The following is a 25,042-nucleotide window of genomic DNA, read 5'->3' as shown; positions in this document are numbered from 1 at the left end:
GCTCAATGAATATATAATAATTGCTTTTGAAAAAAAAAGAAGAAAAATGATACCTGTTATCAGGTATCAGACCTTTTCGGCGAATGCAAGGGTTCCGCTGATCCTCTTGATCCTTATCTTGAGAGTCTCACCCTTTGCAGCACCTGGTACGAAGATGGTGAACCTGTCCATCTTAGCGATCCCGTCACCCTTGGAACCAACAGCATCGATACGAACATCGTATTCTTTGCCTTCTTCAATGGCGTCCTGTTTGACAGGTGCACTGGCACGTCTTTTCTTCACAGGTCTGTGTGCACCACATGCTGCACACTTCAACACCATGATACGGTCCATTTTCATAAGCTGGGTATCAGGTCTTCCACATTCTGAACACATGACGAACTCTTCAACATATGCTTCGATGTTCGACTTGATCTGCTCTTTTGAGAACCTTCCCTGGAAAACCGCTCTCATACCGTCGATCTTACCTGCTGTACCCATTTCACGTGTGAGATATTTCATCACGTGGTCAGGTTCCCTGTTCAGGACATCTGCAATGTTGTTGAAATTATCAAGGATCGTGGTCTTACCTTCCACCATGATCTTAGGCTCAGGGATTACGAAACGGGCATCCGTAGTCTCCATGTCAGGTAAGTTTGCTATTGCACGATCAAGAAGCGCTTCGTAATCTTCCATCTTTTATCCCTCGCTGTTAGGTCTGTTCACTGCACAAGTTCCTGTCCCTGATCTACTACGATCCTGACAGGAGTTGGGAGTTTCTGGCCAGCTTTTCTTAGTGCATCCTTTGCTACTGCAAAGTGCTCTTTGTTAACTGAAATTGTGAATACCTTCTGACCTGCTGAAACCCTTGCTGCGGTTCCAACATTCTTTCCGAATGCACCACGCATACCACTGGATACACGGTCTGCACCTGCTCCGGTAGCCTGCTTGTTCTCTCTAAGTACCTCGTGTGGGTATACTCTGAGCTTGATGTGGTATCCTGCACGGCCTGCAGCGTTTGTCATTGCTCTGTTAGCAGTGATACGTGCAGCTTCAAGTGACTTGTGTGTGAGCTGGCATCTCTCTTTTGATATGAGTGTTACCTTTACCGGAAATTCGGCGCTTCTGTTACCCATGTCGTAGTGAATTACCTGGCTGCCTGGGACACCGCCCATGTATTTCCTTCTGGTGAATGAACGTTGTCTGACGTTCCTGTACATACTTGCTGGTTTTCTTACCATGAATAAAATCTCCTTGAATTGATTATTGAAATAATGTATGATACTTATCTTGAAGTATCATTGACCTTCTCATCTGGATCTGTATCCTAATTGATATGTATATATTTGTATTTGTTGATGTTGCCTGTCAACAATATATATGGATTAATCTCGATGGCTGTCCTCCTACTACCTAGGAGTTTATAAGTTTTATCACCGGTTCAAAGATCCTCTATGAATTCAGATGTAAGTAATCCATAACAGCCGGAAAGCATCATATTTCCGTAAGGTGCTGCAAAATGGAGCTTGCCCCATATCTCTCTATCCCTCTCTTCTTCTTCCATATTCTGAAGGATATTACGTCTTGGTCCTGTGATCATTATCGACCTGATGGCATCCTTTCCCGGAGTTTCCTTTATGTAACATCCATGTCCACCATCGTCGAATACCTCTTCAAAACCAAGTTCTCCACTTGCAAAGGCAGCGATGTAGCCCTGCAGTTTCTTACCGTCAAGGGCTGAGGTATGGTGCTCAAAAAGAGCTACTACCTTATTATCATTTACTATTGCTGCAAGGGTATGTCCATTACCGATGTTCACAACAATAGCTGGTTGTTTTGCTTCCGGGTCAAGCAATGCACCGAAAATGGCCGCAGGTCCTGTGTCCATTACAATGATATCCCCTATGTCCAGATTCCGTGCTACTGACCCCATTCTGGTGAACTCCTCCGGGATCTCATCTCTTTTGTATGCAAAAAGACTTAGGTCGCCTCCCTGGTCGATCAGCCTTTCAAATATCCTGAACCGGTAGATACGATTACTGATATCTGGTGAATTCCCATGGTCCTGGACCGCTACAGCGATACTGTCCGGCATCTCCACTCCGAAGTTCATGAGCGCTCTTCCAATGGCATCCTGGTCTATATCCTGCATTATTATCTCTTCTACTTCTGCAGGGGCCTGATCCTCATCTACGATCTCAATACCCATGGACCTGACCCTTTCAAGGTCATCTTTTATTGTGAGAGCGGCATTTCTGGTAGCATACACTTTGTATCCCCTATCGATGTGGGATCTGATGGCTCTTACAGATGGTCCTCCTCCCATGACATCACCTTTGAGGAAAATATCCTTCCCTTCTTGAGTTGCCTTCTTTACCTTTCCGGCAATGATGACCGTGGGTGATGGCATGACCATTACAAGACTGTTCTCTACTTCCTTTTCCGTGTCATACAGGAGTATGTCCTGAGTGCCGGTACCAACATCTATAGCCAGTGTTCTCATTCTTGAATCGAGTGGTTCTTATACTTATTAATGTATAAATACTTCGTATGAGCAGTCCATCAACAACAGAGCATAAAAAAGGTGCAGAGAGGTCGTACTCATTCTATCTGGTAACAGTGTCGACTTCCCGGTTCGAGGAGTATGGCAGCGTCACATCACCTGATGAGGCAGATGATGGCTCTGGAAAACTCATGAGGGACCTTGTACTTTCAAAGGGGCATACAGTCGCCAAATATGAACTGGTCCCCGATGATGATTCCCTTATCAAGGGTTCTGTGCATCGTGCTATAGAATCAGATGCTGATATCATAGTCACAAGTGGTGGAACAGGACTTGCTTCCAAGGATGTGACCATTGAATCACTGGTGCCTCTGTTCGAAAAGGAGATCCCTGGGTTTGGTGAACTTTTCAGGCATAAGAGCATAGCGCAGATAGGCACATCGGTAATTCTTACAAGGGCAGCAGCAGGATTGCTCAGGGGAAAAGTGTTGTTCTGTCTTCCTGGTTCTCCTTCAGCAGTTGAGCTTGCACTGAGCGAGATAATCCTTCCTGAAGCTGGTCATCTCGTAAAACACGCTCGGCAATAACCAAAAAAGGTTTATATTGTATCTTTTATTTAATTAGAATGTGCCAGAAGGCACATTTATATATGTTAATATTTATATATTGTATAGGATCCGATAATAACATAGACAGTCCCATACACAAAATTTGCATATCGCTATGATGGGGCAAATCCTATATACGATCCCAATGAAGAGGGAAGCATGTCCGGGTACTCTTTAGGCATCAAGGAACTGGATGATCTGCTTGGCGGCATCCGGGAAGGAACCAATCTGATGATGATAGGCCCGCCTATGAGCCGGAAAGATGATCTGCTGGACGCGATCATTTTTAACAGCCAGACCCCTGATGGTTCGGCTATAATAGTTTCTACGCGCGAACCCGGAGAACGCGTACTTGGATGGTTCGAAGATAATGGAATGTCTCTTGCAGATGCCGATATCGGTGTGGTTGACTGTGTCACCAAGACCCTTGGAATGGCAGCCGCAGATACGGATAAGATAAAGAGGGCTTCAAGTCCTGTCGATCTTACCGGGATAGGTGTCAAGATAAGCCAGTTCTTCGAAGAGATGCTTGTAAGGAAGCAGAAAGAACATATCCATCTCTGTATCAACTCACTGTCCACTATTCTTATGTATTCTAACATACAGACCGTGTTCAGGTTCCTTCATGTCTTTACAGGTCGTGTAAAGGCAGCGAACGGTTTTGGTCTTTATGTAGTTGAAGATGAGATGCACGACGCTCAGACCATAGCCACTCTGAAACAGCTCTTTGACGGGATGATCGAGATAAAGGCAGTAGGGGATTCCTATGCAATGAGGGTAGTAGGTTTGACCTCAAAGCCAACACCCTGGTTCGAATACAGTATTGAAGGCACCGAGCTTTCTCTCAAGAGAACATAATGTCTTTTTTATGTCACATTCGGTGATCTGGAAATTGCTGGTATTTCTCTCTGACTCGACATTTTTATACTATCATTGATAAAGCATTTATACAGGACTATTTATCAGGTGTATCTATCATGGATAAAGAAAAAATATATCAATTAAGGGGCGAAGCCACAAAGCTCAAACCTATCATCAATATTGGAAAGAACGGGGTCACTGATCCTGTACTTGAAGAAATAAAAAAGCAGGTCAAGGCTAACCGCCTGATCAAGGTCAAGATGTTAAAGACAAGTGCAGAAGGCGAGGATATCAAGACATCTGCAGAAAAACTCGCAGAAGCCACAAAGACAACTCTTATAGATGTAAGGGGAAGCACAGTAGTGCTTTACAGGTGATCTGCTTAGATCCCTTCCCTGAACCCTTCTCCTGAAACAACTTCTACTTCCTGGACGATCATCAGTTCAGTAGGTAGCATTTCCTTGAGTTTCGGGATGAGGTCCCTTATCTTTTCTTCTCTGTCAACTGCCTGCACGATGACCGGCAGGTCCGTACTAAGTCTCAGAACGCTTGCAGTATGTATCTTGTGATGGACCCCATAACCTTCTATGCAGTTGTGGACCGTAGCTCCTGCAATTCCCTGCTCCTTCAGGAATTCGATAACTGCATGGTGTGCTGTTCTTCCTTTGTACTTGTCGTTCTCACTGAGATATATCCTTAGAAGTAAAGTTCTCATAATATGTTCCCTCTGCTGCATGGTCCTATTCTAAACATCAGTCATTCTTTGATTTGTCCTGTGTGTATATATAGCAGATCATCATCCTTTATTTTTGGCTCATTCAGCAACATTTATAGCATAAATGATATTCATACTACTTGTGGAAAATATGGATAAAGGCAGATCAACTATCATTGCAGCGATCGCTGTGGTGTTGTGTGTAGGCGTGGTTGGTGCATACATATTGCTTGGTCCTGATAATGGTGGTACTACTATAACCAGCGAGCAGGCAATAGGGATAGTTATGACCGACAATAATGCTTCAGAATACTATGCAAGTAATTTCAGGGTTCCTGACTGGAGGGTAAATGCCACTACTCTGGTGGATTCCTCTCCAAATGGCAGTACATCTGAAGAAGGCGTATGGAAGGTCGAGATAATGGAACGTACCTGTGCATGTTCCAGTGTGAAGCCTCTGAATGTGATAGAGGGTTATGTCTCAGCCAGTGACGGCGAACTTTTCGAGGTCAGCACAAAATACGTTTCAGAAAGTGAATATGACAAAAAGACCTGCTCATCTACATCCTGCCACTGATATGAACTCAGGCAGGATCTTTCTTTCTCTGTTGTTGCTGTTCATCCTTGCAACCGGATCAGCTCATGCAGGGAATGTATCGGTGGACTACTTCTATGAGGACGGCTGTCTCAAATGCGCACAGGCGTCTCCGGTAATTGAAAATGTAGTTTCCAGTTATCCTTCTGCAAACCTGTCAGCTCATGAAATAACATCTTCTTTCAGTCTGGCAAAACAATATGGTGTCAGTGCTGTCCCTGCTATAGTTATCAACCAGAGCATAGTGATAAGCTATAGTGATTACAAGGGCAATACAGAACTGCTTGAGACCATGCTCTCCAAAGCGATCGAGACAGCACCTCCTATCCCCGGTCCTGCAGATATGGATGATCTTCCTTCTTCATCGTGGGTTACAGATGATTCCACTCCACTGGTTATTTTCATTGCAGGCTTGCTTGCAGGGTTCAATCCCTGCCTTATCGCAGTAATGGCTTTTCTGGCATCTGTTGTTGTATCTTCAGGTGGCTCCCGTAAAGATATGCTGGTGCTGGTGACCGGATTCTGTGCCGGCATATTTGTGACGTATATGGTCGTAGGCTTCGGTATCCTGAACACTATCAGCTACTTCCCGGATATTCGGGAGACCATCACAACATTGATGGTCCTTTTAGTGGCCTTCCTTGGGCTGTGGCATCTTTACGATGCTTACTATATCAGGAAACATTCAAGATCATCATTCAAAACGCCTCATTCCTTTGTGGACTTCATGGGAAAGGCAGAAGGCAGGAATATCATTGTGGTCTCATTCATTGGAGGCGGCCTTTTTTCACTTGTCAAGGCTCCATGTGTGGGTGCTGTCTATCTAATGATCCTTGAGATGCTCATAACGGGAGATGATGTTGTAGGAGGGGCACTCTATCTGGGTCTGTATAATCTGGGTGTCGTGCTCCCAATATTGATACTCGGCGCGCTGCTTGCCTTTGGCCTTGACCCGAAGAAGGTCAATGATTTCAGGGAGAAAAGACGTGTCGAAGTTCGTCTGGTGACCGGTATCATCCTGCTATTGCTGGCAGCATTGCTCAATTTCAATATTATCTGAGAAGGGTAATATCCTCTTCTCTCGCCTCTTTTTTTAGTAAGGTACAAATATCAGATGTGCCAGGGCTGCTGCACAAAGACATACAACTACGTTAAGTGCTATATTCAAAAGAAAATACCTGCTCTCTCCTTCTTCCAGCAGCTTGAAGCTCTCGAAAGCAAAGGTCGAGAATGTTGTAAATGAACCAAGCATTCCTACGCTAATAAAAAAGCGTAGTGTTCCTTCCACTGAAGTGAATGTGAATGCTGCAAGTATGAAAGAGCCTATGGAGTTCACAGCAAGGGTTCCGGCAGGTATCCCGTTTACCTTTGGGATGGCGCCTGACACAAGATATCTGAGTATGGCGCCGATGGAACCGCCTATGCCTACAAGCATTATCTCAGATACCATTTCCTTCCCTCCTCTTCACCAGATATATCACGATACTCCTTCCGGTGAACACTCCTGCAAGGGTAAGTGTCAGGTTCGCAAAGATATTGAACCCTGCTTCTATCAGGGGCATCTGGAACGTCTGTACGGTGAATGTGGAAAATGTGGTAAGTGATCCAAGGAACCCGATGCCAAAGAACATTCTCATTCTTGGGGATACGTAACCAAGATATTCGGAACTGTACATGAGAAAACCGAGCAGGATGCTCCCAAGCACGTTGACCACAAGTGTCCCTGGTGCAGGTTCAAAAAGCCCCGCTATGAGGTATCTTGAGATCGCCCCGCAGAACCCGCCTGCTCCGATTGTTAAAAGTTCAAGGGCCCGGTCTTTGAAAATATGATCATTCAATAAGAACAACGTCCACTATGCTTCCTTCTTCGTGTCCCTCGACGTTCTCGGGGATAATTACGAATCCATGTGATTTTGCAATGGAGCTCAATATCCCGGCACCTGCTGTCATGAGAGGGTGTGCGATGTCTCCTTCAAGGATGACCCTGGCATAACTGACGTATCCTTCCCTTGACATGATCTTGCCGCTGAGTGTGGCTTTGATCGTGATCTCTGGTGTGTGTGGGATAGTGCCCGCTTTCTTAAGCGCAGGCTTGCCAAATGCGAAAAGTGCCACAAGTCCTGCTGCCGGATATCCTGGCATACAGAGTATAGGGACATTATCAGCAACTCCAAGGGCTGTTGGCTTTCCCGGGCTTAAACCCACTCCGTGGACGAGCTTCTTTCCAAGTTTCTCGACAACTGCAGGAACATAGTCCTTGTCTCCAACGGAGGTTCCGCCTGACACGACTATCATGTCAGCGTCAAGATTGGATCTGATAGCATCTTCTATGAGCTGCTTATCTTCTGGAACGATATCGCAATAACGTGCAATGCCTCCCCATTTTTCAACATATTCGCCTATCATGAGGCTGTTGATGTCCAGTGTCTTTCCTGGTGGTGGGACATCATCTCCTGGAAGGGGTAAGAGGTCATTGCCAGTGGGTATTATAGCAACAACAGGCTTTGCATAGACCTTGACATCACTTATTCCAAGGGATGCCAGTACAGCGATGTCACATGGCCTGAGAAGATGACCTTTGTTGAATATGATCTCATTCTTCCTGACATCCTCACCGATCGCTCCCACGTTCTTTCCGGGGTGTAATTGTGCGCGGATCTCGATCATATCTCCGATGGAGATGGTATCTTCCATCATGAGGACCGCATCGGCTTCATCAGGGACATAGTCCCCTGTGTTCACAGGGGCGCAGGTTCCTTCCAACACATCATCTGCTATCTGTAACATTACAGGGTTTGTGGGTGATGCTCCTATGAGGTCGACCGACCTTACCGCGAATCCGTCCATTGCAGAGCGGCGGTAGTGCGGGACATTGCGTGGTGCAAGTATGCTTGTTGAGAGCACTCTTCCAATTGATGATGTTGCAGGAAGCAGTTCTGTCCTTTCCATGCCTTTTATGGCAGCAAGGAACATCTCCTTTGCTTCTCCTACATCAGTACGTTCTCTGAATAACATCGTGTTCCCACCTTGTGATCAGCCGCCGGAGACCGGAGGAAATACTCCCATCTCATCGCCATCGTTGAGGACCGTGTCCATTCCTTCCATGTGTTTGATGTTGTTCCCGTTGAGAAAAACATTGATGTAACCGCAGAGTTTCAGCTCATCTCCGGATTCGAATATTAGTTCTTTAAGGGGAGGATACTGTTCTGTAAGCGAAAGAAGTACGTCCTTTACAGTATCGCCTGTAATTGATAATGATGATGTTTGTGCGATCTCTCTAAGGTTCGCAAAGAGTTTCACATTAACGTTTGCCATGGGGTCATTATTCCTTGCAGATATGTTATAAAACTAATCCATGTCAGAACGTGATAGAATTAACTGAAGGTCACAAAACAATTAAAGAAAAGTGTAAAAAGAATCTGGTGGGATAGCGCGGATTTGAACCGCAGTCCAAGCGTCCCAAACGCTCGAGGATGGACCAAGCTACCCTACTATCCCAATCAGCTTAGAAGGGTAGCTCTTGCATGGCAAGTATGGTATAAAAAGGTTTCGCAGGAACTGGTTTTTTGTACATAAATGAAGCGAAAAATGCCGTGAAATTGGATGATAATGGCGAAAAATGCAATGAAAATAGGGTGTATAATAGGCAAGATCGTTTTTTTGTCATTGGTCACCTGCCCTATCAAAGGCCCAGCTGCCAATTCCCATCATGGTCAGGGCAAAGGCCGTGATGACCATCAGGGACAATGTGATAGGTACATCTGAAATATCCAGCAGCATCCATCTCAGTGCTTCCACGCCGTATGTAAGGGGATTGAGGTGTACTGGTATGCTCAGCCATCCAGGGAGGTCCTCCATTGGGTAGAATGCCGTGCTTGTCATTATCGTTGGTAATGTGATGAAGGTCATCATCATCTGGAATCCCTCATGTGACTCTATCCTTGATGCAAGTGTTATGCCAAGTCCGATGAATCCCAGGCCCATCATGAACATTATGGGGATGCAGAGGAGTTCTCTCCATATTGATACATATTCTATCCCGATGAACCCGCTGATGATCATGAGCGATGTTCCCTGTATCATTGCAGTTGTCACTCCGCCAGCCGCTTTTCCAAGTGCTGTATAAAACCGATCAACAGGAGCGACAAGTATCTCTTTCAGGAAACCGAACTCCCTGTCCCAGATGATCGATATCCCTCCCATAAGGGAAGCAAAGAGTATCGACATCCCGATTATGCCGGGAGCCATGTAATCGATATACCTGCCACTTCGCAGGGTCATGGAACTTCCAAGGGCCGAGCCCATGATAACAAGGAAAAAAAGTGGCGTTGCAAGGGAACCTATTATCCTTGAACGCGAACGCTTATAGCGTAACATCTCCCTGAGCCACAGGGTGAATACAGTGTTCAGGCAGAACCTTATTCGTGAGAGGCTCATCTCACTCCCAGCGCTTGTATACGTCGTTATCGATGCCTATGAGGTCAAGTGCACGGCCTGCCATAGAATTGACCATGTCATCAATGGTCTGTGGTCTTGAGTAGAATCCAGGACTTGCAGGCATTATTATTCCTCCGGCCCTTTCAAGCCTGAGCATATTCTCAAGATGTATCTGGTTCAGAGGTGTCTCACGTGTCATCAGGACAAGTTTCCTTCTTTCCTTGAGACAGACATCAGCCACCCTTCCAAGCAGATTATCTGACATTCCGCCAGCGATCTCTCCAAGTGTCTTCATACTGCACGGGGCAACTATCATTCCATCGAACCTGTGGGAACCACTTGCAACAGGTGCTGTGAAGTCGCTCTCATCATATACTGCATCCGCCAGTCCTTCAACATAACTTAGCTCGTAGTCGGTCTCTATATCAATGATCTGTTTTGCAGCTTTTGTTATTACAAGGTGGGTCATAATGTCCGTCTTTGATAATATTTCCAGTATCCTTATCCCGTATGCAGAGCCGGATGCTCCACTGATGCCTATTACTATTTCCATTAGAAACCCTCCTTAATTATGACCGACAGCTCATCGATCATTTCGTCTGAAACAGAGACTATTTCCTCTATCTCATCTTTTGTTATATTCTCAAGATGAATGCCAACTATAAATACCGATGTAGCTTTGCAGGTCTCGCTGATAACCTTTGCACCGGCCATTGCGATATCGGTCTCCCTGTGTCCGGGGCTCGTAATTACCGAAGACGATGCTCTTCCCGATCCTTTATCGTAGAAACCTACTGCCACAGCACCCACATGTTCAGCACCACCTGTTAGGCAGGCAATGTGATCATCACCCACTTTTTTCCAGTCCAGTATAAGGCTGGCTCTGCCTGCAATTTTCTTTATCTGGTACATCCTATCCCTCTATATCTGTCAGACGGAACTGCTTCATGGTCCTTTTGACCTCAAAGAAGTTTCTGGCAGCTTTCGCTACATCATCCCTGTATTCTTTTGGAGTATATACTCCCATTTTCCAGTTATCGCGATGTGCCTGCTCGAGCGTTGCAACCACATTGGATGCCTCATCAAGTCGTAACATCCTGTTATTGACCTTGACAAGTGCCTTCATCTCTGCTATCTCCGGGTTCCTCGGGATATCTATAAGAACATACTCCGGGTCGATCCCTACATCATCCGCTATCTCAGCTTCGACCCTCTCGATGTTCTTTCGGTGTTTGAGAGCTCCTTCTCCAACTTCGTCGAACCCGACGTAAAGTGCTCTCTTGTAGAGTTTCCTGTTGTCAAGCCGGTGTGCAAGTTCTCCTGCATAACCGTCATCATTACGTATCATCTCGAAGACCCTTGGATCATCCATCCTGCGTAGCTCGAAGGGGTCAAGTGTCTTCTTCTGAATTAGGTCGTCCACTGCTCTTGTGATCATGGTCTCCGCTATTCTTGAGACATGGTGATAGTAAACCGAAGGATGCATCAGGAACCTTGATACAAGTAGTGATTCGGCTGCCTTGACCCCTCCGGCAGTTACCACGAGATTGTTCTCGTAGAACTTCATCTCATTGATGAGCCTGACATGGTCTACAAGCCCGAATGCAACTCCTGTATAATGCGAATCTCTCACAAGATAGTCCATCCTGTCAACATCGATCTCGCTGTTGAGTATCTTTCCAAGGTCCGTCTTTCCCTGTATATGGTCCTCGATACTTGCAGGGTTGAGTCCATTATCCTTTAGGATCTCCCCAAGTTCCCCTTTTTTCAGTATCTCTTTGACATCCTCATGACGCTGCCTTGTATAGGTCTTTGTGAGGTTCTCGGTAACGTGGGAAAAAGGACCGTGCCCTACATCATGAAGAAGAGCAGCAACCCGAAGTTCCTGCTTTTCATCTTCATTCAGAGTATCTATCTTCTCTGTCAGCATTGTGGCAAGATGCATTACACCAAGGGAATGCTCGAAACGGGAGTGGTTAGCTCCGGGGTAGACCAGGTTCGATAGCCCAAGCTGGCCTATTCTCCTCAATCGCTGCATTTGCGGCGAATCTATTATTGATAATGTGAGTGGGTCAAGCTCAATATATCCATGTATCGGGTCACGGATGACTTTCATATATTTTAAATACGCTTCATCTTATAATGATATTCCGATAAACAGGAAGAGAGTAGAACATGATCATATTTTCAGGTGGAACAGGAACTCCTAAATTATTGAATGGTCTTCGCGAGGTAATTCCCGAGGAAGAGATAAACGTTGTTGTCAATACGGCAGAGGATGTATGGATATCAGGCAACCTTATTACTCCTGATATAGACACAGTTCTCTATCTTTTCTCAGGAAGACTTGACAGTTCCCGCTGGTGGGGTATAAAGGGCGACACATACCGGACCCATGAGACAATGAAGGAACTGGGACACAATGAGGTAATGATGCTTGGTGACCTTGACCGCGCCACACATATCATGCGTTCTGACCTGATACGTGGTGGAATGACGCTTTCAGAGGCTACAATGGAACTTTGCCGGTCATTCGGACTGAAGATCAAAGTATTACCTATGTCCGATGACCCTGTATCCTCCATGATCAGCACACCGGAAGGGAAAATGCATTTCCAGGATTTCTGGGTAGGGAAACACGGTGCACCTGAGGTCCTTGAAGTATGTCAGGAAGGAATTGAAAATGCATCGATATCTCCTGCTGTCATGGATGCACTTGAGAAAGAGGACGAGGTTCTTTTAGGACCCAGCAACCCTATCACGAGCATTGGTCCTGTTATCGAACTTCCAGGGATGCGTGAGATCCTGATGGACAAAAAGGTAGTTGCAGTAAGTCCTATCATCGGTACCGAACCTGTCAGCGGACCTGCCGGGAAACTAATGATCGCAAGGGGTATCGAGGTATCCTCTTATGGAGTTGCATCATATTACTCGGACTTCCTTGACCACATGGTCATCGACGAGCGTGATACCATTGATGAGGATCGGTTCAATGAGCTCGGTCTTGATGTTTCTAAGGCTGATACATTGATGAGATCAGTGGATATAAGCAGGGACCTTTCTTTAACATTACTTGAAATATTCAGAGATATTTGATCTTCTCTGTCTCTCTTTTTTAGTCCCGGTCACACCACAATCTATTTAATAGGTATATTTTTATTATTTTAATACATATATTGCGTATCTTGTATTAGATAGGGTATACTTACAAAACAGGCTCTCAAGGTGAAATTGTGGGTGATGAATGGAAAATCGATATTGACATCCCCGATATAGGGATGATGGTCACGCTTATGACAACTGCGATCTGCTCCGTGATAATGGGCGCCGCAGAAATAGCTTATACGATGTTATGGATCACAGCTTCGTATGTAAGGCATGGAAAGGATTTCTTTCTTGATCTCCTGAATGCAAAGGCACTTACATGGACAGCTGAGTATATCCTTGTAGCAGGTTCATTGCTCCTGTTATCATCGATACTTTTCTTGTTGAGCTCTTCTTTCTGTCTGTATGAGCTCAATGGGCTTTCAAAGAATCCTGAAAAGAAGGTACATACCAGGATTGCCTTCGGTTTTTTTGCAGGTGGTCTTGTACTGCTGTTCCTCGCTCTCATATCAGCGATAATCCTGAGGTATCTGTAATTATCTGAAAATAACTAACTGATAGACAAGTTACAATAATTCATATTGGGAAAGGCGATATTTTATGAGTTCAAGTATCACAGGGACAATAAAAGAAGTTCCAAAGGCTGCGGAAGAACCCTCACAATACCTCGAGGAGATCGCACGCAAGGCTACAAGGACAGACAGGGTACTCTACCCTATATCTGCCATCGTAGGACAGGAAAAAATGCTCAGGGCGCTTATACTGAACACCATCAACCCTTCGATCGGTGGTGTGCTTATCCGAGGACAGAAGGGTACAGCTAAATCAACTGCAGTAAGAGGTTTGGCCGAGGTACTTCCTGAGATCGAGATCATCGATGGGTGTAAGTTCAACTGTAACCCCGATGACCCAGAGAAATTCTGCTGGGAATGTATGGAGAAGAAAAGGAACGGCACGCTTCACATCAGTAAACGTCAGATGAAGGTGGTTGACCTTCCAGTAGGGGCTACTGAGGACAGGGTAGTAGGTAGTCTTGATATAGAAAAGGCTGTCCGCCAGGGTGTCCAGGCATTCGACCCCGGTATTCTTGCACAGGCCAACCGTGGTATCCTCTATGTAGATGAGATCAATTTGCTTGATGATTTCGTTGTGGATGCACTTCTTGATGCTGCTGCCATGAACGTTAACACTGTGGAACGTGAAGGTGTGAGTGTCAGTCACCCTGCAGATTTCATTATTGTAGGTAGTATGAACCCCGAAGAGGGTGAACTCCGTCCGCAACTTCTCGACAGAATAGCATTACAGGTTGAGGTCACAGGTATCTATGATGTGGAGCAGCGTATAGAGATCGTGGAGAGACGTAACCAGTTCAACGATGACCCTAAACAGTTCATCCGCGATTACGAGCCTGAACAGGAGAAGCTTCGCTCTAAGATCATCAAGGCTATGCAGTTACTTCCGAGGGTCTCTACCACAAGGGAGAACCTGCGTACCATTGCCGAGATATGTATAGCATTCAATGTTGACGGACACCGTGCCGATATCATGATAGAGCGTGCAGCTCGTACCAATGCTGCTTATGAGGGCAGGGAACGTATCACCAATGATGATATCATCGAGGCATCAGAGATGGTACTGCCACACAGAATGCGTAAGAAGCCCTTTGAGGAAGAAGAGTTCAGTGTGGACCAGCTCAGGGCAGTCGTAGATGGAAAAGTATGATAGGGGTGCAGGATGAGCGAGAGTGAGCTTGTTCACCGCCTGCGCAGGAACCTTCCCCGCGAATATGGCATCAAGGTAATGTTCATAGGTGTTCCTGTGCTCGGGTTGCGTATACCTCGCAACTCTGTTTCCGAGCTAACATCTGAAGATAATGGTATCCTGTATGATCAGCTCTATTCCAATATGGATCAGATAAGGCCAGACGAGATAAGGGATGTCTACATCATTGCAGACTCAGACTATCTGCAAATGGACCCTCAGGTATTCTTCAGGCCGATCCTTGGTGTATCTGACTCTGCTGTTGCAGATGTTATCAGAAATACTCAGGAGGAAATTCCCGATGATGATGCGATCATACTTTCTGACGATGTTGCAGAACCTGAAAATGCGGTTGTAACTGACTTCTTTTCAGAAGATGATCCGGAAAGGTCTGCATTTGCAGGTCTGCTTGAGCCAGAGGCTGAGGATAATGATGCTGTTAGTGAAGACGAAGCTTATCTCTTAATAGATGAGCCGGATGAAGCTGTTGAGGCCGTTGAAGATATCGAGGAGTTCAGTTTTGAAGAACCACGTTCTGTGAGCTTCGAGGAAGAGACTTTGACCACTCCTGCAAAGGTCTGCCTCTATGAGCCGGAGATATGTGTTGAGCTAACTCCAAAGGAATATGTTCATGTTCTCAGCCATGATGAACTTGAGGATGATCTGGGAGTTAGTTCTGCTCATGAGAGGTCAGCTTCTGAAAAGTTGATGGAGGATCTCAAAGATGACAAGACCGTTGGTAAGATCCTCAATGATTTTGCCCGCAATTCCCAGAAGAAGAGACTTGCAGCAGGCAGGCTGAAATCCGGAAGGCGTGCAGAAGTACTTACCAAGAGCAAGCGCGGGCGTTATGTAAGATACAGAATGCCCGGTGAGAAGATAACTGATATCGCTATTGCTCCTACTGTAAGGGCAGCAGCACATCATGCAAAGGACGGGAAGATAGAGATCCGGAAGAGCGATATAAGGGAAAAGGTACGGAGGAGACGTATCTCCAGTCTTATCAATATCGTATTCGACACTTCAGGTTCAATGGACGAGACGGAGAAGGTCCAGATAACCACAAGCGTGGTACTTGCTTTGCTCAAAGATGCTTACCAGCGCAGGGACCGTGTCTCACTTGTGACATACAGCGGTCGTTCCGGTGAGCTTGTGCTACCTTTCACTTCATCTGTGGAAGCTGCTAAGCGCTATCTTGAGAAAGTACCCTTTGGAGGCACAACTCCAATGGCATCAGGTCTGCTCAGGGGTCTGGATACCCTCGTAAGGGAAGTGAAGAAGGAACCATCTGCTGTTCCTATCATGATCCTTGTAACGGACGGGACCGCAAATTCTCCTCTGCATCTTGGCGGCAATATCAAAAGAGAGATCAGGCAGATATGTAACCAGATATCAGATCATCATGTAAATCTCCTTGTGGTGGATATAAGCAACACCGGTTCAAGACTTGCCAAAGAGGTTGCCATGCATAGTAATGGAAGTTACTATCATCCAAGATCACTGAGCAAGGAAGCCCTTTATTCTGCTATTAAGCAGGAAAGGGATCAGAAGACAGCTTTTGCCACGGTATGACCATGGAGTTTTTCTCCAACGGTCTGCCTTTATATACTGGCAAGTAGTAAGGCGGTAACTATGTTAGCGATACTTCAAGAATCCCTGCTGAATGCACCTATCGTTCACAGGGGAGCTTATCATTATTTCATTCATCCCATCTCAGATGGCGTTCCGCAGCTTGAGCCTGCACTGCTTGATGAGGTAACTGACCACATACTTGGAATGGTCACCAAGGACTTTGATAAGATACTTGCGATCGAGGCTATGGGGATCCCTCTTGCAACTGCACTGTCCATGAAGACCGGAATTCCTTTCACAATTATCAGAAAACGACCCTATGAGTTAGAGGGTGAGATAAAGCTCTCTCAGGAGACCGGTTACTCAAAAGGAGAACTCTACATCAATGATGTAAGAGAAGGTGACAGGGTACTTATCGTAGATGATGTTATCAGCACGGGTGGTACACTTGTGGCGCTCATGAATGCGCTTGAAGGTATTGGTGCCACTGTAACGGACAATATTGTAATTATAGAACGTGGCGATGGTGTCTCAAGATTAAGGGACATGGGTATCGACGTCAAGACCCTTGTACGGATCGATGTGACCGAGAAAGGTGTTTCCATAGAGGCTGTTCATGAGTGATGGAGAAGCATTTGATTTTCAGATCGACCGGATAATCTCTATCGTAAAGGATACCGGTGCAAAGGCTATAGGTCTGCAGTTCCCGGAAGGTTTCAAGAGAAGGTCACTTGGCATTGCTTCAAGGATCGAGGATGAGACTGGGGTCAGTGTATCTATTTCAGGGAATCCATGCTTTGGTGCATGTGACCTTGATGTTGCATTGATCAATGATGTTGACATCCTTTTCCATTTTGGTCATGCTCATCTTGATGACAATAAACTTTCAAGGAAGGTCTATTTCATTGAGACACGCTCTGCTGTTGATGTGAAGGATGTTGTGAAACTTGCTGTTCCTGAGTTGAAGGGAAAGAGAATAGGTCTGATCACAACTGTTCAGCACGTTCATAAGCTGGAAGATGTAGCTTCGGTACTGAAGGAACATGGCAAGGAATCTGTCATCTGTAGTGGTGACAGCAAGATCGCCTATCCGGGACAGGTGCTTGGGTGCAATTTCTCTGCAGCAAGGAACGCGGATTGTGATGAGTATCTCTACATTGGAAGTGGTCAGTTCCATCCTCTTGGTGTTTCACTGGCAACTAAGAAACATGTCCTTATTGCAGACCCATTTGTCAATGAGCTGCGTGAAGCTGACAGCAAAAAGATCCTCAAGCAGAGAAGTGTCGCTATTGCAAAGTCACTTGATGCTGAGGTCTTTGGTATCGTTGTGTCCTCAAAGCCGGGACAGGAACGTATGCAGCTTGCTGAGGAAATGAAGGCTCTGGCAAAGACGCACGGGAAGGATGCTCATATTCTAACAATGGACCTTGTGACCCCTGACCAGCTATTACAGTTCAAGGTGGATGCTTTTGTTAATACTGCATGTCCGAGACTTGCTATTGATGAGGTAGGACGTTTCAATGCACCAATGCTCACTCCGCTGGAGTTCGAGATCGTCCTTGGTGAGAGAGAATGGGAAGACCTTCATTTCGATGAGATCACAGGTGAATGAACTTGAAGCAGCGAAAACTTGAGATGTTACTTGAACAGGTCGAAGGGTTCGACAGGCCTAACGTTAACCTTGAGCAGTATGCAACTCCTGCTCTGCTGGCTGCTGAGATGTTACACTTTGCGTATATGCAGGGTGACCTTGAAGGAACTGTGTTCGATCTTGGCTGTGGTACCGGGATGCTTGCAATTGGGTCTAAATTGCTTGGTGCTGAGGAGGTAATTGGCTATGATATCGACAGGAAGGCCCTTGAAGTAGCCAGGAAGAACGCAGAAAAGCTTGGAGTAGATGTTGAATTTGTCCAGAGTGATATCTATGACATTGAAGGGCATGCCGATACTGTGGTGATGAACCCTCCATTCGGTGCACAGACCAAAGGGAATGATCGACCGTTTCTTTTAAGTGCGTTGAAAACCAGTGATGTGGTATATTCCATTCATAATTGTGGGAGCCATGATTTTATAAGTAAGTTCATAGGTGATGCCAGAATAACTGACTGGTATACAACGGCTTTTCCAATGAAACGAACATTTAAATTTCATAAAAAAGAAGTAGAGATGATAAAGGTAGAGATCTATCGCATAGTGCGGTAACACCAGCTATCACCGTTATTACTTAAAAGTTCATGGACGCAGCACATTTTTATATTAATTTCAGCTCATATGAGGGATTCTAATTAGGATAAGAAATAGAAGAAAGACTTCACGCAGGAAGATAAAACCATCTGATTCCGAGGATCAGGCTGCCGGTGAAGAAGTTACTGTGACTGAACAGGCAACTGCTGACGTGCAGGCAGAGGTTCAGAAAGGTTCCGCCAGACCAAAGAAGGAACATTCCAAACGTGGCGGAGCAAGAAAGAAGAATATGCAACCCGAGAATGGGTCCAGGGAAGATGATGATATGGATGCAGAAGACGAAGTTAACACAGAGGAAAGTGTTTTTGTAATGCCCGGAGACTTAATAGGGACTACGGAAGAGTTCAGGGCAGGTAATGGTACCTTTGTCAATGTGGCAGATATCCATTCACTCAATACCGGATACGTAAAGGTGAACAGGAAGTCAAGGACCATATCAGTGGTGCCTCAGACAAGCATTCCTCCTGAGATCGTTGAGGGTGATGTCATTGTAGGTAGCGTTGTCAACATGAGAGAGTCCGTTGCTCTTGTAGAGGTCGGTGCTATCAAAGGTAAAGGCGAACGTGAGTTCCAGACCAATGGTGCAGCAGCTATCCACGTTTCCAACGTGAAGGATTCCTATGTCAAGAACCTTGGACAGGAGTTCTCTCTTTCCGATGTTGTCAAGGCAAAGGTCATCAACACCCAGAACATGCGCCTGACCACAGATGGTAAGGACCTTGGTGTTATGAAGGCATACTGCTCAAGATGCCACAGTCCTATGGACAAGGATAACAACAGATTGAAATGCCCGGAATGTGGACGTATTGAGAAGAGAAAGCTCTCCTCAGACTACGGAACAGGCATCTTCTGAGATAGAATATATTACGATTATCGTTTAATTTAGGTGAGATAAAGATGGAATTGAAGATCATTGATAAAACAGAGGATGAGATGCACCTTGAGATCATAGGTGAGAACCACACTCTTCTCAACATGCTCAAGTCAGCTCTGCTCGATGACCAGAGGGTTCAGATAGCAACATACGATATGAAACACGTATCAATAAGTGATCCTATACTTTTTGTTAAGACAGATGGTGCAGATCCAATTGATGTCGTGAAGGATGCTACAAAAAGTCTTATGAACCAGTGTGACGAGTTCATGACGATTTTCAGGAAAGCTATTGATATTTAATTTGGTTTGAACTGGCACCTCTGGTGCTCTTTCATCTATTTTCTTTTTATATTCTGGCTAGCTTTGTCTTTGCATGTTCTGTATGAATGTGAAATTAATCAAGTATTTTACAATGAACATTTTTAACTAGTATTGGAAAGTTCAGTATTCCTATATATTGTAAATTGACCTTATGTACTATTCAGGGGTAACATTATGGAACTCGATGATTCTACTCTCAACAAATTCGGTTTTATTGCGCGTGGTCCCAAGGATGCTATAAACATCGACCCGCTCCAGACAGGTGGTAAACTCACAGAAGATGCCCGCAAGGCATTACTTGAATGGGGAGACGGATACTCCGTTTGTGATTTCTGTGGTGGCGTTCTCGACCTGATCAAGAAACCTCCGATAGAGGAATTCATCCATAATGCATTGCCTGCATTCCTGGACACCGATGCTGTGAGGATCACACATGGTGCAAGGGAATCCAAGTTCATGGTCATGCATTCCATGGCACAGGAAGGCGACTATGTTATCCTTGACGGACTTGCTCACTATTCTTCCTTCGTTGCTGCACAGCGCGCAAGGCTGAACGTGAAGACCGTCCCACACAGTGGCAGTCCTGAGTATAAGACTGATGTAGAGGGTTATGCAACAGCCATCGAAGAGGTAATTGCAGAGACCGGTAAGGCACCGGCACTGGCACAGGTCACATATCCTGACGGAAGTTACGGAAATCTTGCAGATGTTAAAAGGATATCTGATATATGCCACAGTTATGATGTTCCACTGATGCTCAATGGTGCTTATTCTGTGGGCAGGATGCCAATACATGCAAAGAAGATGGGCGTTGATTTTGTTGTCGGAAGCGGTCACAAGTCCATGGCATCATCAGGTCCTATCGGTGTACTTGGTGTAACTGAGGAGTATGCAGACATCGTTTTCAGGAAATCCCCAACACACAAGGTGAAGGAAGTAGAGCTTCTAGGATGTACTGCAAGAGGTGCTACTGTGATGACCATGATCGGTTCATTCCCGGAAGTTGTGCGCAGGACACGGAACTGGGACAATGAGGTTGCAGATGCTCGCTGGTTCTCAGCAAAACTTGAGGATATGGGTATCATGCAGATGGGCGACAAACCTCACAACCATGACCTGATGTTCTTCGAGGCACCTGTGTTCTATGAGATATCCCAGACCGCAAAGAAAGGCAGATATTTCCTGTACAAGGAGCTTAAACAGCGTAACATCCACGGTATCAAGTCCGGACTTACAAAATACTTCAAGCTAAGTACTTTCCAGGTTGGAAGAGAGAACCTGTCATATGTTGCAGATTCCTTCCAGGAAATTATAGACAAGTACCAGAAGGCAGAGTGAATCTGCTTTCAGGTATTGTATTTTTATCGGACTTTTATGCCTGTTCTGTCCTGATCGCCATCTGGATCTCAGGGTCATCTATGAATATGAATGAGACCCGTTGAGAAGAACCAAGCTCGGACAAACGTTCAACTCTAGCGTTCTCTGTGAATTTTTCATCATTGTCAAGTGTGTACACATAACGATGCAAACCGAGTTCCTTGCTGATCTCAGGTGACTGGATGGTCTCGCCGGGTTGCAGCGAATAGCTCTCATTGAATATGAGATTGCGATATGGGTCATAGACCTCAATGGCAAAGTCATGTTCTACGTTGTCCTCATTGATCACCTCAAATGTAAGAGGGTCTATGGGGTATTTTTCCTCCAGTGCCCGTGTATCCAAAATATTGTACGCAGATACCAGATGGACGGTCTCTCCGTCGGTAACAATATCGGTTGGAAATATGTTGTACATCCGGTCATAGGTGGTTATGGATGCGTACACTCCCTCATCTCTGATGCTAATATCGACGTTATTATCAGGGTTGCCATCAGCAAAACCTTTGTACCATATACTGTCCGTTCTTTCACCGGATGTCTGGATCATGATGTCGATATTCTTATCCATTAACGTCAGGTTTATGTTTCCCTCCCATGCGGAAACATTTAGTTTCTCTGAGCTGATAAGTACTGTTTCATAAGAATCCCAGTCATCTGAAACTTCAATAAGACCACTTTCAATATCTACTTTTGAAATGATGCCTGAATTTTGTTCTGTATCATCTACTCTGGAAATACTGTTTGTATCATTCACTTCCATTTCTGAACGCAAGAAAGCACTGACTGAAATAACAGACAGCAGAATTATCATCAAGACTATGATCAGCTTTTTTGTGTCTATGCTACTCCCCTCCTATCCACTGTCTATATAATCGTTCAATAGCGTAAGTAAATATTCGTATGTGTGCATGATATTAAAAAAGTTGCATCTGGCTCCGGTCAGAATATGTCGATGATCTGATATAGATAGACCATCGATAAATAGAAGGTCAATATCTGGATGAAGGAGCATTTGTATATGGGTAAAAAGACACCGAGAAGTGGCTTGATATATGTAAGGTCAAAACTAATGCACAAGTCATTGAACTCTTTCTTCATGTTCTTTGCAGTGATGATCCTCATTGCCCTTGGAATAATTGCTGCTGATAAGAGGCATCTGATATCTGTTCCGGAAGCTGTGACAGGTACACTGGAAGCCCTAGTTGTCATTTTTGTGTCTTATGCCGTAGCTACACTTTTCACGAAACTGACCGTAAATCGTTTTCTCAATTATTTTGAGGAAATGGGAGAGATCGAGGAACGCATACTTATGGGCAAGATGTACCTTTGGTTCGTATATCTTCTTGCTACGCTGGCGGTTTTCTGGTATATTGGTATTACTGTCAATAACATAGCCATCTTCCTTGGTCTGATCACCACGGGTTTTGCCTTTGCTATCAGAGATATCATTCTTTCCTATTTCATCTGGTTCATCCTGCTTACAAAGAAGCCTTTCAAGATCGGTGACTATATCAGGGTTGGTGAGGATGACTACCTTGAAGGACAGGTGAAGCATATCGGGCTTTTCTATGTGGTTGTAACTCCCACGCCTGATACTTATGATGATTTCTTTAAGATCCCGAACAAGGTCTTCCTTGAGCAACCTATCAAGAATCATGGCAGGGGAAAGTTCAGGAACGAGTTCGATATGTATTTTGAAATGGATGACCTTCCAGAGGATCTGCCTGCAAAGGTAGAGGCGTTGAAGGAAATGGTCTGGAACACCCTTGATGTCAGCGTGAGCTTTTTCCTCGGTTCTGACAGAGATGGTGTTAAGATCACCGTCTACTACAAGTCAACATATGACCGCAGGGAGCAGGTCAGGCATCAGATAACGAGTATGATGCTCAATGAGCTGAGACCCGTCGGTAAATGATGTTTATTTTTTGGGATGCGGCTCGATCCTACTTTAAGTCCTCTGTCTTATAGCAGACTTGACGGGTCATCTCAATAGATTGATAAAGGTGGAATAACTTCTACAGATCATTGTAACGTATCCCTGATAAAAATTGGGGTCGTTCCACATAAGTAACCCTACCTGATAGGGAAGTGATGAACAATGCCAAGCAAGGAAACATTTGAAGCAGAAGACAAGTATTTTGCACCATTCTTCGTGAAACAAAAGATCTCCGTTGAGAAGGGAGAGGGAGTTTATGTTTGGGACGAAGAAGGAAGAAGATACCTTGACTTTACAGCCGGCTGGGGTGTGACATGTATTGGACATGCGAATCCTGTCATCACTGATGCTCTGGTGGAACAGGGGCAAAAGATCATACAGAATCCTAATTCGGGTTTGACATATTCTCCGGCACGTGCACGTTTGCTGTCCCTGATGCAGGAGATCCTTCCTTCCAATCTGACAAGGGTTTTCTTCACGAACAGCGGGGCTGAGACCAACGATGCTGCTATCAAGCTGGCCCGAAAGGTTACAGGCAGGCCAGAGATAGTTTCAACCTATCAGAGTTTCCACGGCAGGACGATCAGTACAGCATCTGCCACAGGTCAGGCCAAGAGCAGGGACAGGTATCATCCTCTGATGCCGAATTATCGCTTTGTTCCATACAATGACCTGAATGCAATGGAAGAAGCTCTGGACGAGAATGTGGCAGCAGTGATAATAGAACCTATTCAGGGTGAGGGTGGAATTCGCATACCTTCCAGTGAGTATCTGAAAGGTGTCAGTGATCTGTGTAAAAAGAACGGCAGCCTGTTGATAATAGATGAGATACAGACCGGATTCTTCAGGACGGGTCCTGCTTTTCTGACCAGTGAATGCGGTGTGGAAGTAGATTTCCTGACCATGGCCAAAGGGATTGCAGGCGGTTTCCCATTTGGTGCATTCGCTGTTTCTGAAGAGGTAGCAGATAAGTTCGAGATAGGTGACCACGGCGGTACCTACTGTGGAAATCCCCTTGGATGTGCTGTTTCATATGCAGTTATCAAGTACCTGATCGACAATGATATATCCGGGAATGTAGAGAGAATGGGTCAAATTGCTCTGGACCGGATGGAACAATGGCAGGCTGAATATAGTGATGTGGTTGCAGAGGTCAGAGGTAAAGGACTTCTTATTATGATCGAGTTCCGGAATGAGGATATCGCCACGAAGGTTAAAGATTCATGTCTGGAAAAAGGTTTGCTTGTCACCCAGACCCAGGGTATTGGAATAAGGATCTTCCCTGCACTGAATATCACTGAGGATGAACTTGAAGAAGGTTTGCAGATAATGGAAGATGCGATCGCAAGTGTATTGAAGAGTGGCATTTGATCGCCATTCTCTTCATTTTTTTTCTCTTTTTTAATTCAGGATCACAGACGATCATTCACAACTTGCAAAGATGTTCTGTCAACCATTTTCTGTAAAAGCTGAGCTGGTCTGGTGTGTGAAAGTAATGTTCGCCATTTTCCATTACTGTCAGATCACAATTGAATTCCTTTGAAAAGGAACTCACGATGTCATATTCGCAAATGTTATCTTCTTCTCCATAAATGATCGCAGTAGGGCAATCCCATTGAATGATCGGATTTTCTTTAACGTAGCAGTAGTGATCCCAGTACAATGTTTGTCCAATGGGTGTGTGGACTTCCTGGTCAGCCTTCAATTGTTCCTCGGTTACGTTGAACCATGTCATCATATTGTCAATTATGTGTTCCATGTTAACTACCGGAGAGAGAAATAGACTCTGTTGTAAGGGAATTTCCTTACAGGCAAGAAGGCTGAAATATGCTCCCATGCTGCAGGCAAATAGTGAGATATCGGTAGCATTTGTTTGTGCATAGTTCATGATCTTATAAAGGTCATTGATGCTGTTCTGAACTTTACAGGGTGCTGTTTCGTCTTTTCGGTCTCCATGTTGGGGGAGATCAAAACTAAGTACCTGATAACCCAAAGGAACTGCCTCTTCAGCGAGAATAGAAATAGGGCTGTCCTTTTTGTGTGACATGTTCCCATGGACTGCCACAAACAGCTTTGAGCTGCTCTCTCCCCATAGGATTGCCGGGATGTTATCGATAAGAATATCATGTTCGATCATTGTTCTCTCCGTCTA

The 25,042-nt window shown here is 45.1% G+C and carries 31 protein-coding genes and 1 tRNA gene; 17 read left to right on the top strand and 15 right to left on the bottom strand.

Features of this window, described 5'->3' with window-relative positions; genetic code table 11:
- Window positions 1-66: 66 nt before the first annotated feature.
- The 3 genes from BM008_RS06055 to BM008_RS06045 form a co-directional block, all read right to left on the bottom strand.
- A complete protein-coding gene (locus BM008_RS06055) occupies window positions 67-675 on the bottom strand; it encodes a translation initiation factor IF-2 subunit beta (protein ID WP_091934799.1) in 609 nt (202 codons plus the stop codon).
- 26 nt (window positions 676-701) lie between these two features.
- Window positions 702-1,220: a 50S ribosomal protein L16 gene (locus BM008_RS06050; RefSeq protein ID WP_091934796.1), complete on the bottom strand. Its 519-nt coding sequence runs from the start codon at window positions 1,218-1,220 to the stop codon at window positions 702-704.
- A 200-nt stretch (window positions 1,221-1,420) separates the two neighbouring features.
- Window positions 1,421-2,482, bottom strand: coding sequence for a DUF1786 domain-containing protein (locus BM008_RS06045; RefSeq protein WP_091934794.1), 1,062 nt, complete (start codon window positions 2,480-2,482; stop codon window positions 1,421-1,423).
- Window positions 2,483-2,529: 47 nt separating this feature from the next.
- On the opposite strand from BM008_RS06045, the gene BM008_RS06040 reads away from it, so the two are divergent.
- The 3 genes from BM008_RS06040 (at window position 2,530) to BM008_RS06030 (ending at window position 4,328) form a co-directional block, all read left to right on the top strand.
- Window positions 2,530-3,069 (top strand): MogA/MoaB family molybdenum cofactor biosynthesis protein, encoded by a 540-nt coding sequence (locus BM008_RS06040; RefSeq protein WP_091934791.1) that lies wholly within the window; start codon window positions 2,530-2,532, stop codon window positions 3,067-3,069.
- A 180-nt stretch (window positions 3,070-3,249) separates the two neighbouring features.
- A complete protein-coding gene (locus BM008_RS06035; protein ID WP_091934788.1) occupies window positions 3,250-3,948 on the top strand; it encodes an RAD55 family ATPase in 699 nt (232 codons plus the stop codon).
- Between the two features lie 119 nt (window positions 3,949-4,067).
- A complete protein-coding gene (locus BM008_RS06030; RefSeq protein WP_091934785.1) occupies window positions 4,068-4,328 on the top strand; it encodes a YhbY family RNA-binding protein in 261 nt (86 codons plus the stop codon).
- Window positions 4,329-4,333: 5 nt separating this feature from the next.
- On the opposite strand, the gene BM008_RS06025 is transcribed toward BM008_RS06030, so the two are convergent.
- The gene (locus BM008_RS06025) at window positions 4,334-4,666 is read right to left on the bottom strand and encodes a DUF190 domain-containing protein (protein ID WP_091934782.1); all 333 of its coding nucleotides are present in this window, start codon (window positions 4,664-4,666) and stop codon (window positions 4,334-4,336) included.
- Window positions 4,667-4,808: 142 nt separating this feature from the next.
- On the opposite strand from BM008_RS06025, the gene BM008_RS06020 reads away from it, so the two are divergent.
- Window positions 4,809-5,243, top strand: a complete 435-nt coding sequence (locus BM008_RS06020; RefSeq protein WP_143072294.1) for a hypothetical protein — start codon at window positions 4,809-4,811, stop codon at window positions 5,241-5,243.
- Window positions 5,206-6,321 (top strand): cytochrome c biogenesis protein CcdA, encoded by a 1,116-nt coding sequence (locus BM008_RS06015; protein WP_245747934.1) that lies wholly within the window; start codon window positions 5,206-5,208, stop codon window positions 6,319-6,321. Before BM008_RS06020 ends, BM008_RS06015 begins: the two co-directional genes overlap by 38 nt.
- A gap of 33 nt (window positions 6,322-6,354) precedes the next feature.
- Here the strand turns inward: BM008_RS06015 and crcB (BM008_RS06010) are convergent, their stop codons facing one another.
- The 9 genes from crcB (BM008_RS06010) to BM008_RS05970 all read right to left on the bottom strand — a co-directional run bounded on the left by crcB (BM008_RS06010) (window position 6,355) and on the right by BM008_RS05970 (window position 11,814).
- Complete coding sequence (crcB, locus tag BM008_RS06010; RefSeq protein ID WP_091934723.1) at window positions 6,355-6,711, bottom strand: fluoride efflux transporter CrcB; 357 nt, start codon at window positions 6,709-6,711, stop codon at window positions 6,355-6,357.
- Window positions 6,701-7,099, bottom strand: a complete 399-nt coding sequence (crcB, locus tag BM008_RS06005; protein ID WP_245747932.1) for a fluoride efflux transporter CrcB — start codon at window positions 7,097-7,099, stop codon at window positions 6,701-6,703. The genes crcB (BM008_RS06010) and crcB (BM008_RS06005) overlap by 11 nt, the downstream gene beginning before the upstream one ends.
- Window positions 7,092-8,276 (bottom strand): molybdopterin molybdotransferase MoeA, encoded by a 1,185-nt coding sequence (locus tag BM008_RS06000; protein WP_091934720.1) that lies wholly within the window; start codon window positions 8,274-8,276, stop codon window positions 7,092-7,094. Before BM008_RS06000 ends, crcB (BM008_RS06005) begins: the two co-directional genes overlap by 8 nt.
- Before the next feature lie 18 nt (window positions 8,277-8,294).
- On the bottom strand, window positions 8,295-8,576 hold the full coding sequence (locus BM008_RS05995; RefSeq protein WP_091934718.1) for a ubiquitin-like small modifier protein 1: 282 nt from the start codon (window positions 8,574-8,576) through the stop codon (window positions 8,295-8,297).
- Window positions 8,577-8,681: 105 nt separating this feature from the next.
- Window positions 8,682-8,759: transfer RNA gene (locus BM008_RS05990), tRNA-Pro, on the bottom strand.
- Window positions 8,760-8,924: 165 nt separating this feature from the next.
- Window positions 8,925-9,698 (bottom strand): ABC transporter permease, encoded by a 774-nt coding sequence (locus BM008_RS05985; RefSeq protein WP_091934715.1) that lies wholly within the window; start codon window positions 9,696-9,698, stop codon window positions 8,925-8,927.
- 1 nt (window position 9,699) lies between these two features.
- Window positions 9,700-10,251: a UbiX family flavin prenyltransferase gene (locus tag BM008_RS05980; RefSeq protein WP_091934712.1), complete on the bottom strand. Its 552-nt coding sequence runs from the start codon at window positions 10,249-10,251 to the stop codon at window positions 9,700-9,702.
- Complete coding sequence (lpdD, locus tag BM008_RS05975; protein ID WP_091934708.1) at window positions 10,251-10,610, bottom strand: prenylated flavin chaperone LpdD; 360 nt, start codon at window positions 10,608-10,610, stop codon at window positions 10,251-10,253. The genes BM008_RS05980 and lpdD overlap by 1 nt, the downstream gene beginning before the upstream one ends.
- A 1-nt stretch (window position 10,611) precedes the next feature.
- Window positions 10,612-11,814, bottom strand: coding sequence for an HD domain-containing protein (locus BM008_RS05970; protein WP_091934706.1), 1,203 nt, complete (start codon window positions 11,812-11,814; stop codon window positions 10,612-10,614).
- 59 nt (window positions 11,815-11,873) lie between these two features.
- On the opposite strand from BM008_RS05970, the gene cofD reads away from it, so the two are divergent.
- From cofD to pscS, 10 genes are all read left to right on the top strand, one after another.
- Window positions 11,874-12,794 (top strand): 2-phospho-L-lactate transferase, encoded by a 921-nt coding sequence (cofD, locus tag BM008_RS05965; protein WP_091934703.1) that lies wholly within the window; start codon window positions 11,874-11,876, stop codon window positions 12,792-12,794.
- A 137-nt stretch (window positions 12,795-12,931) separates the two neighbouring features.
- A complete protein-coding gene (locus BM008_RS05960) occupies window positions 12,932-13,339 on the top strand; it encodes a hypothetical protein (RefSeq protein WP_091934700.1) in 408 nt (135 codons plus the stop codon).
- A gap of 64 nt (window positions 13,340-13,403) precedes the next feature.
- Complete coding sequence (locus tag BM008_RS05955; protein ID WP_245747930.1) at window positions 13,404-14,525, top strand: magnesium chelatase ATPase subunit I; 1,122 nt, start codon at window positions 13,404-13,406, stop codon at window positions 14,523-14,525.
- Between the two features lie 12 nt (window positions 14,526-14,537).
- A complete protein-coding gene (locus BM008_RS05950; RefSeq protein ID WP_091934697.1) occupies window positions 14,538-16,136 on the top strand; it encodes a VWA domain-containing protein in 1,599 nt (532 codons plus the stop codon).
- A 60-nt stretch (window positions 16,137-16,196) separates the two neighbouring features.
- The gene (gene hpt, locus BM008_RS05945) at window positions 16,197-16,760 is read left to right on the top strand and encodes a hypoxanthine/guanine phosphoribosyltransferase (RefSeq protein ID WP_091934694.1); all 564 of its coding nucleotides are present in this window, start codon (window positions 16,197-16,199) and stop codon (window positions 16,758-16,760) included.
- Window positions 16,753-17,748 carry a diphthamide biosynthesis enzyme Dph2 gene (gene dph2, locus BM008_RS05940; protein ID WP_091934691.1) on the top strand — a complete coding sequence of 332 codons (996 nt, stop codon included), beginning with the start codon at window positions 16,753-16,755 and terminating at the stop codon, window positions 17,746-17,748. Before hpt ends, dph2 begins: the two co-directional genes overlap by 8 nt.
- Before the next feature lie 2 nt (window positions 17,749-17,750).
- Window positions 17,751-18,338 carry an METTL5 family protein gene (locus BM008_RS05935; protein WP_091935607.1) on the top strand — a complete coding sequence of 196 codons (588 nt, stop codon included), beginning with the start codon at window positions 17,751-17,753 and terminating at the stop codon, window positions 18,336-18,338.
- A gap of 169 nt (window positions 18,339-18,507) precedes the next feature.
- A complete protein-coding gene (locus tag BM008_RS05930; RefSeq protein ID WP_245747929.1) occupies window positions 18,508-19,233 on the top strand; it encodes an exosome complex RNA-binding protein Csl4 in 726 nt (241 codons plus the stop codon).
- 44 nt (window positions 19,234-19,277) lie between these two features.
- The gene (locus BM008_RS05925; RefSeq protein ID WP_091934688.1) at window positions 19,278-19,556 is read left to right on the top strand and encodes a DNA-directed RNA polymerase subunit L; all 279 of its coding nucleotides are present in this window, start codon (window positions 19,278-19,280) and stop codon (window positions 19,554-19,556) included.
- A gap of 195 nt (window positions 19,557-19,751) precedes the next feature.
- Window positions 19,752-20,915: an O-phospho-L-seryl-tRNA:Cys-tRNA synthase gene (gene pscS, locus BM008_RS05920; RefSeq protein ID WP_091934685.1), complete on the top strand. Its 1,164-nt coding sequence runs from the start codon at window positions 19,752-19,754 to the stop codon at window positions 20,913-20,915.
- 34 nt (window positions 20,916-20,949) lie between these two features.
- Here pscS and BM008_RS05915 read toward each other — a convergent pair whose 3' ends face one another.
- Window positions 20,950-21,714, bottom strand: a complete 765-nt coding sequence (locus tag BM008_RS05915; protein WP_143072293.1) for a hypothetical protein — start codon at window positions 21,712-21,714, stop codon at window positions 20,950-20,952.
- A 258-nt stretch (window positions 21,715-21,972) separates the two neighbouring features.
- On the opposite strand from BM008_RS05915, the gene BM008_RS05910 reads away from it, so the two are divergent.
- Together BM008_RS05910 and BM008_RS05905 are read left to right on the top strand one after the other, a co-directional pair.
- Window positions 21,973-22,869, top strand: a complete 897-nt coding sequence (locus BM008_RS05910; protein ID WP_177187988.1) for a mechanosensitive ion channel family protein — start codon at window positions 21,973-21,975, stop codon at window positions 22,867-22,869.
- A 183-nt stretch (window positions 22,870-23,052) separates the two neighbouring features.
- The gene (locus tag BM008_RS05905; protein WP_091934678.1) at window positions 23,053-24,261 is read left to right on the top strand and encodes an aspartate aminotransferase family protein; all 1,209 of its coding nucleotides are present in this window, start codon (window positions 23,053-23,055) and stop codon (window positions 24,259-24,261) included.
- A gap of 55 nt (window positions 24,262-24,316) precedes the next feature.
- On the opposite strand, the gene BM008_RS05900 is transcribed toward BM008_RS05905, so the two are convergent.
- On the bottom strand, window positions 24,317-25,027 hold the full coding sequence (locus BM008_RS05900) for an alpha/beta hydrolase (protein WP_091934675.1): 711 nt from the start codon (window positions 25,025-25,027) through the stop codon (window positions 24,317-24,319).
- Window positions 25,028-25,042: the final 15 nt, after the last annotated feature.

Origin of the sequence: Methanolobus profundi (genome assembly GCF_900114835.1) — an archaeon.
In the GTDB taxonomy this organism is placed as follows: domain Archaea; phylum Halobacteriota; class Methanosarcinia; order Methanosarcinales; family Methanosarcinaceae; genus Methanolobus; species Methanolobus profundi.
This window is presented reverse-complemented; position numbering and strand designations above follow the sequence as displayed.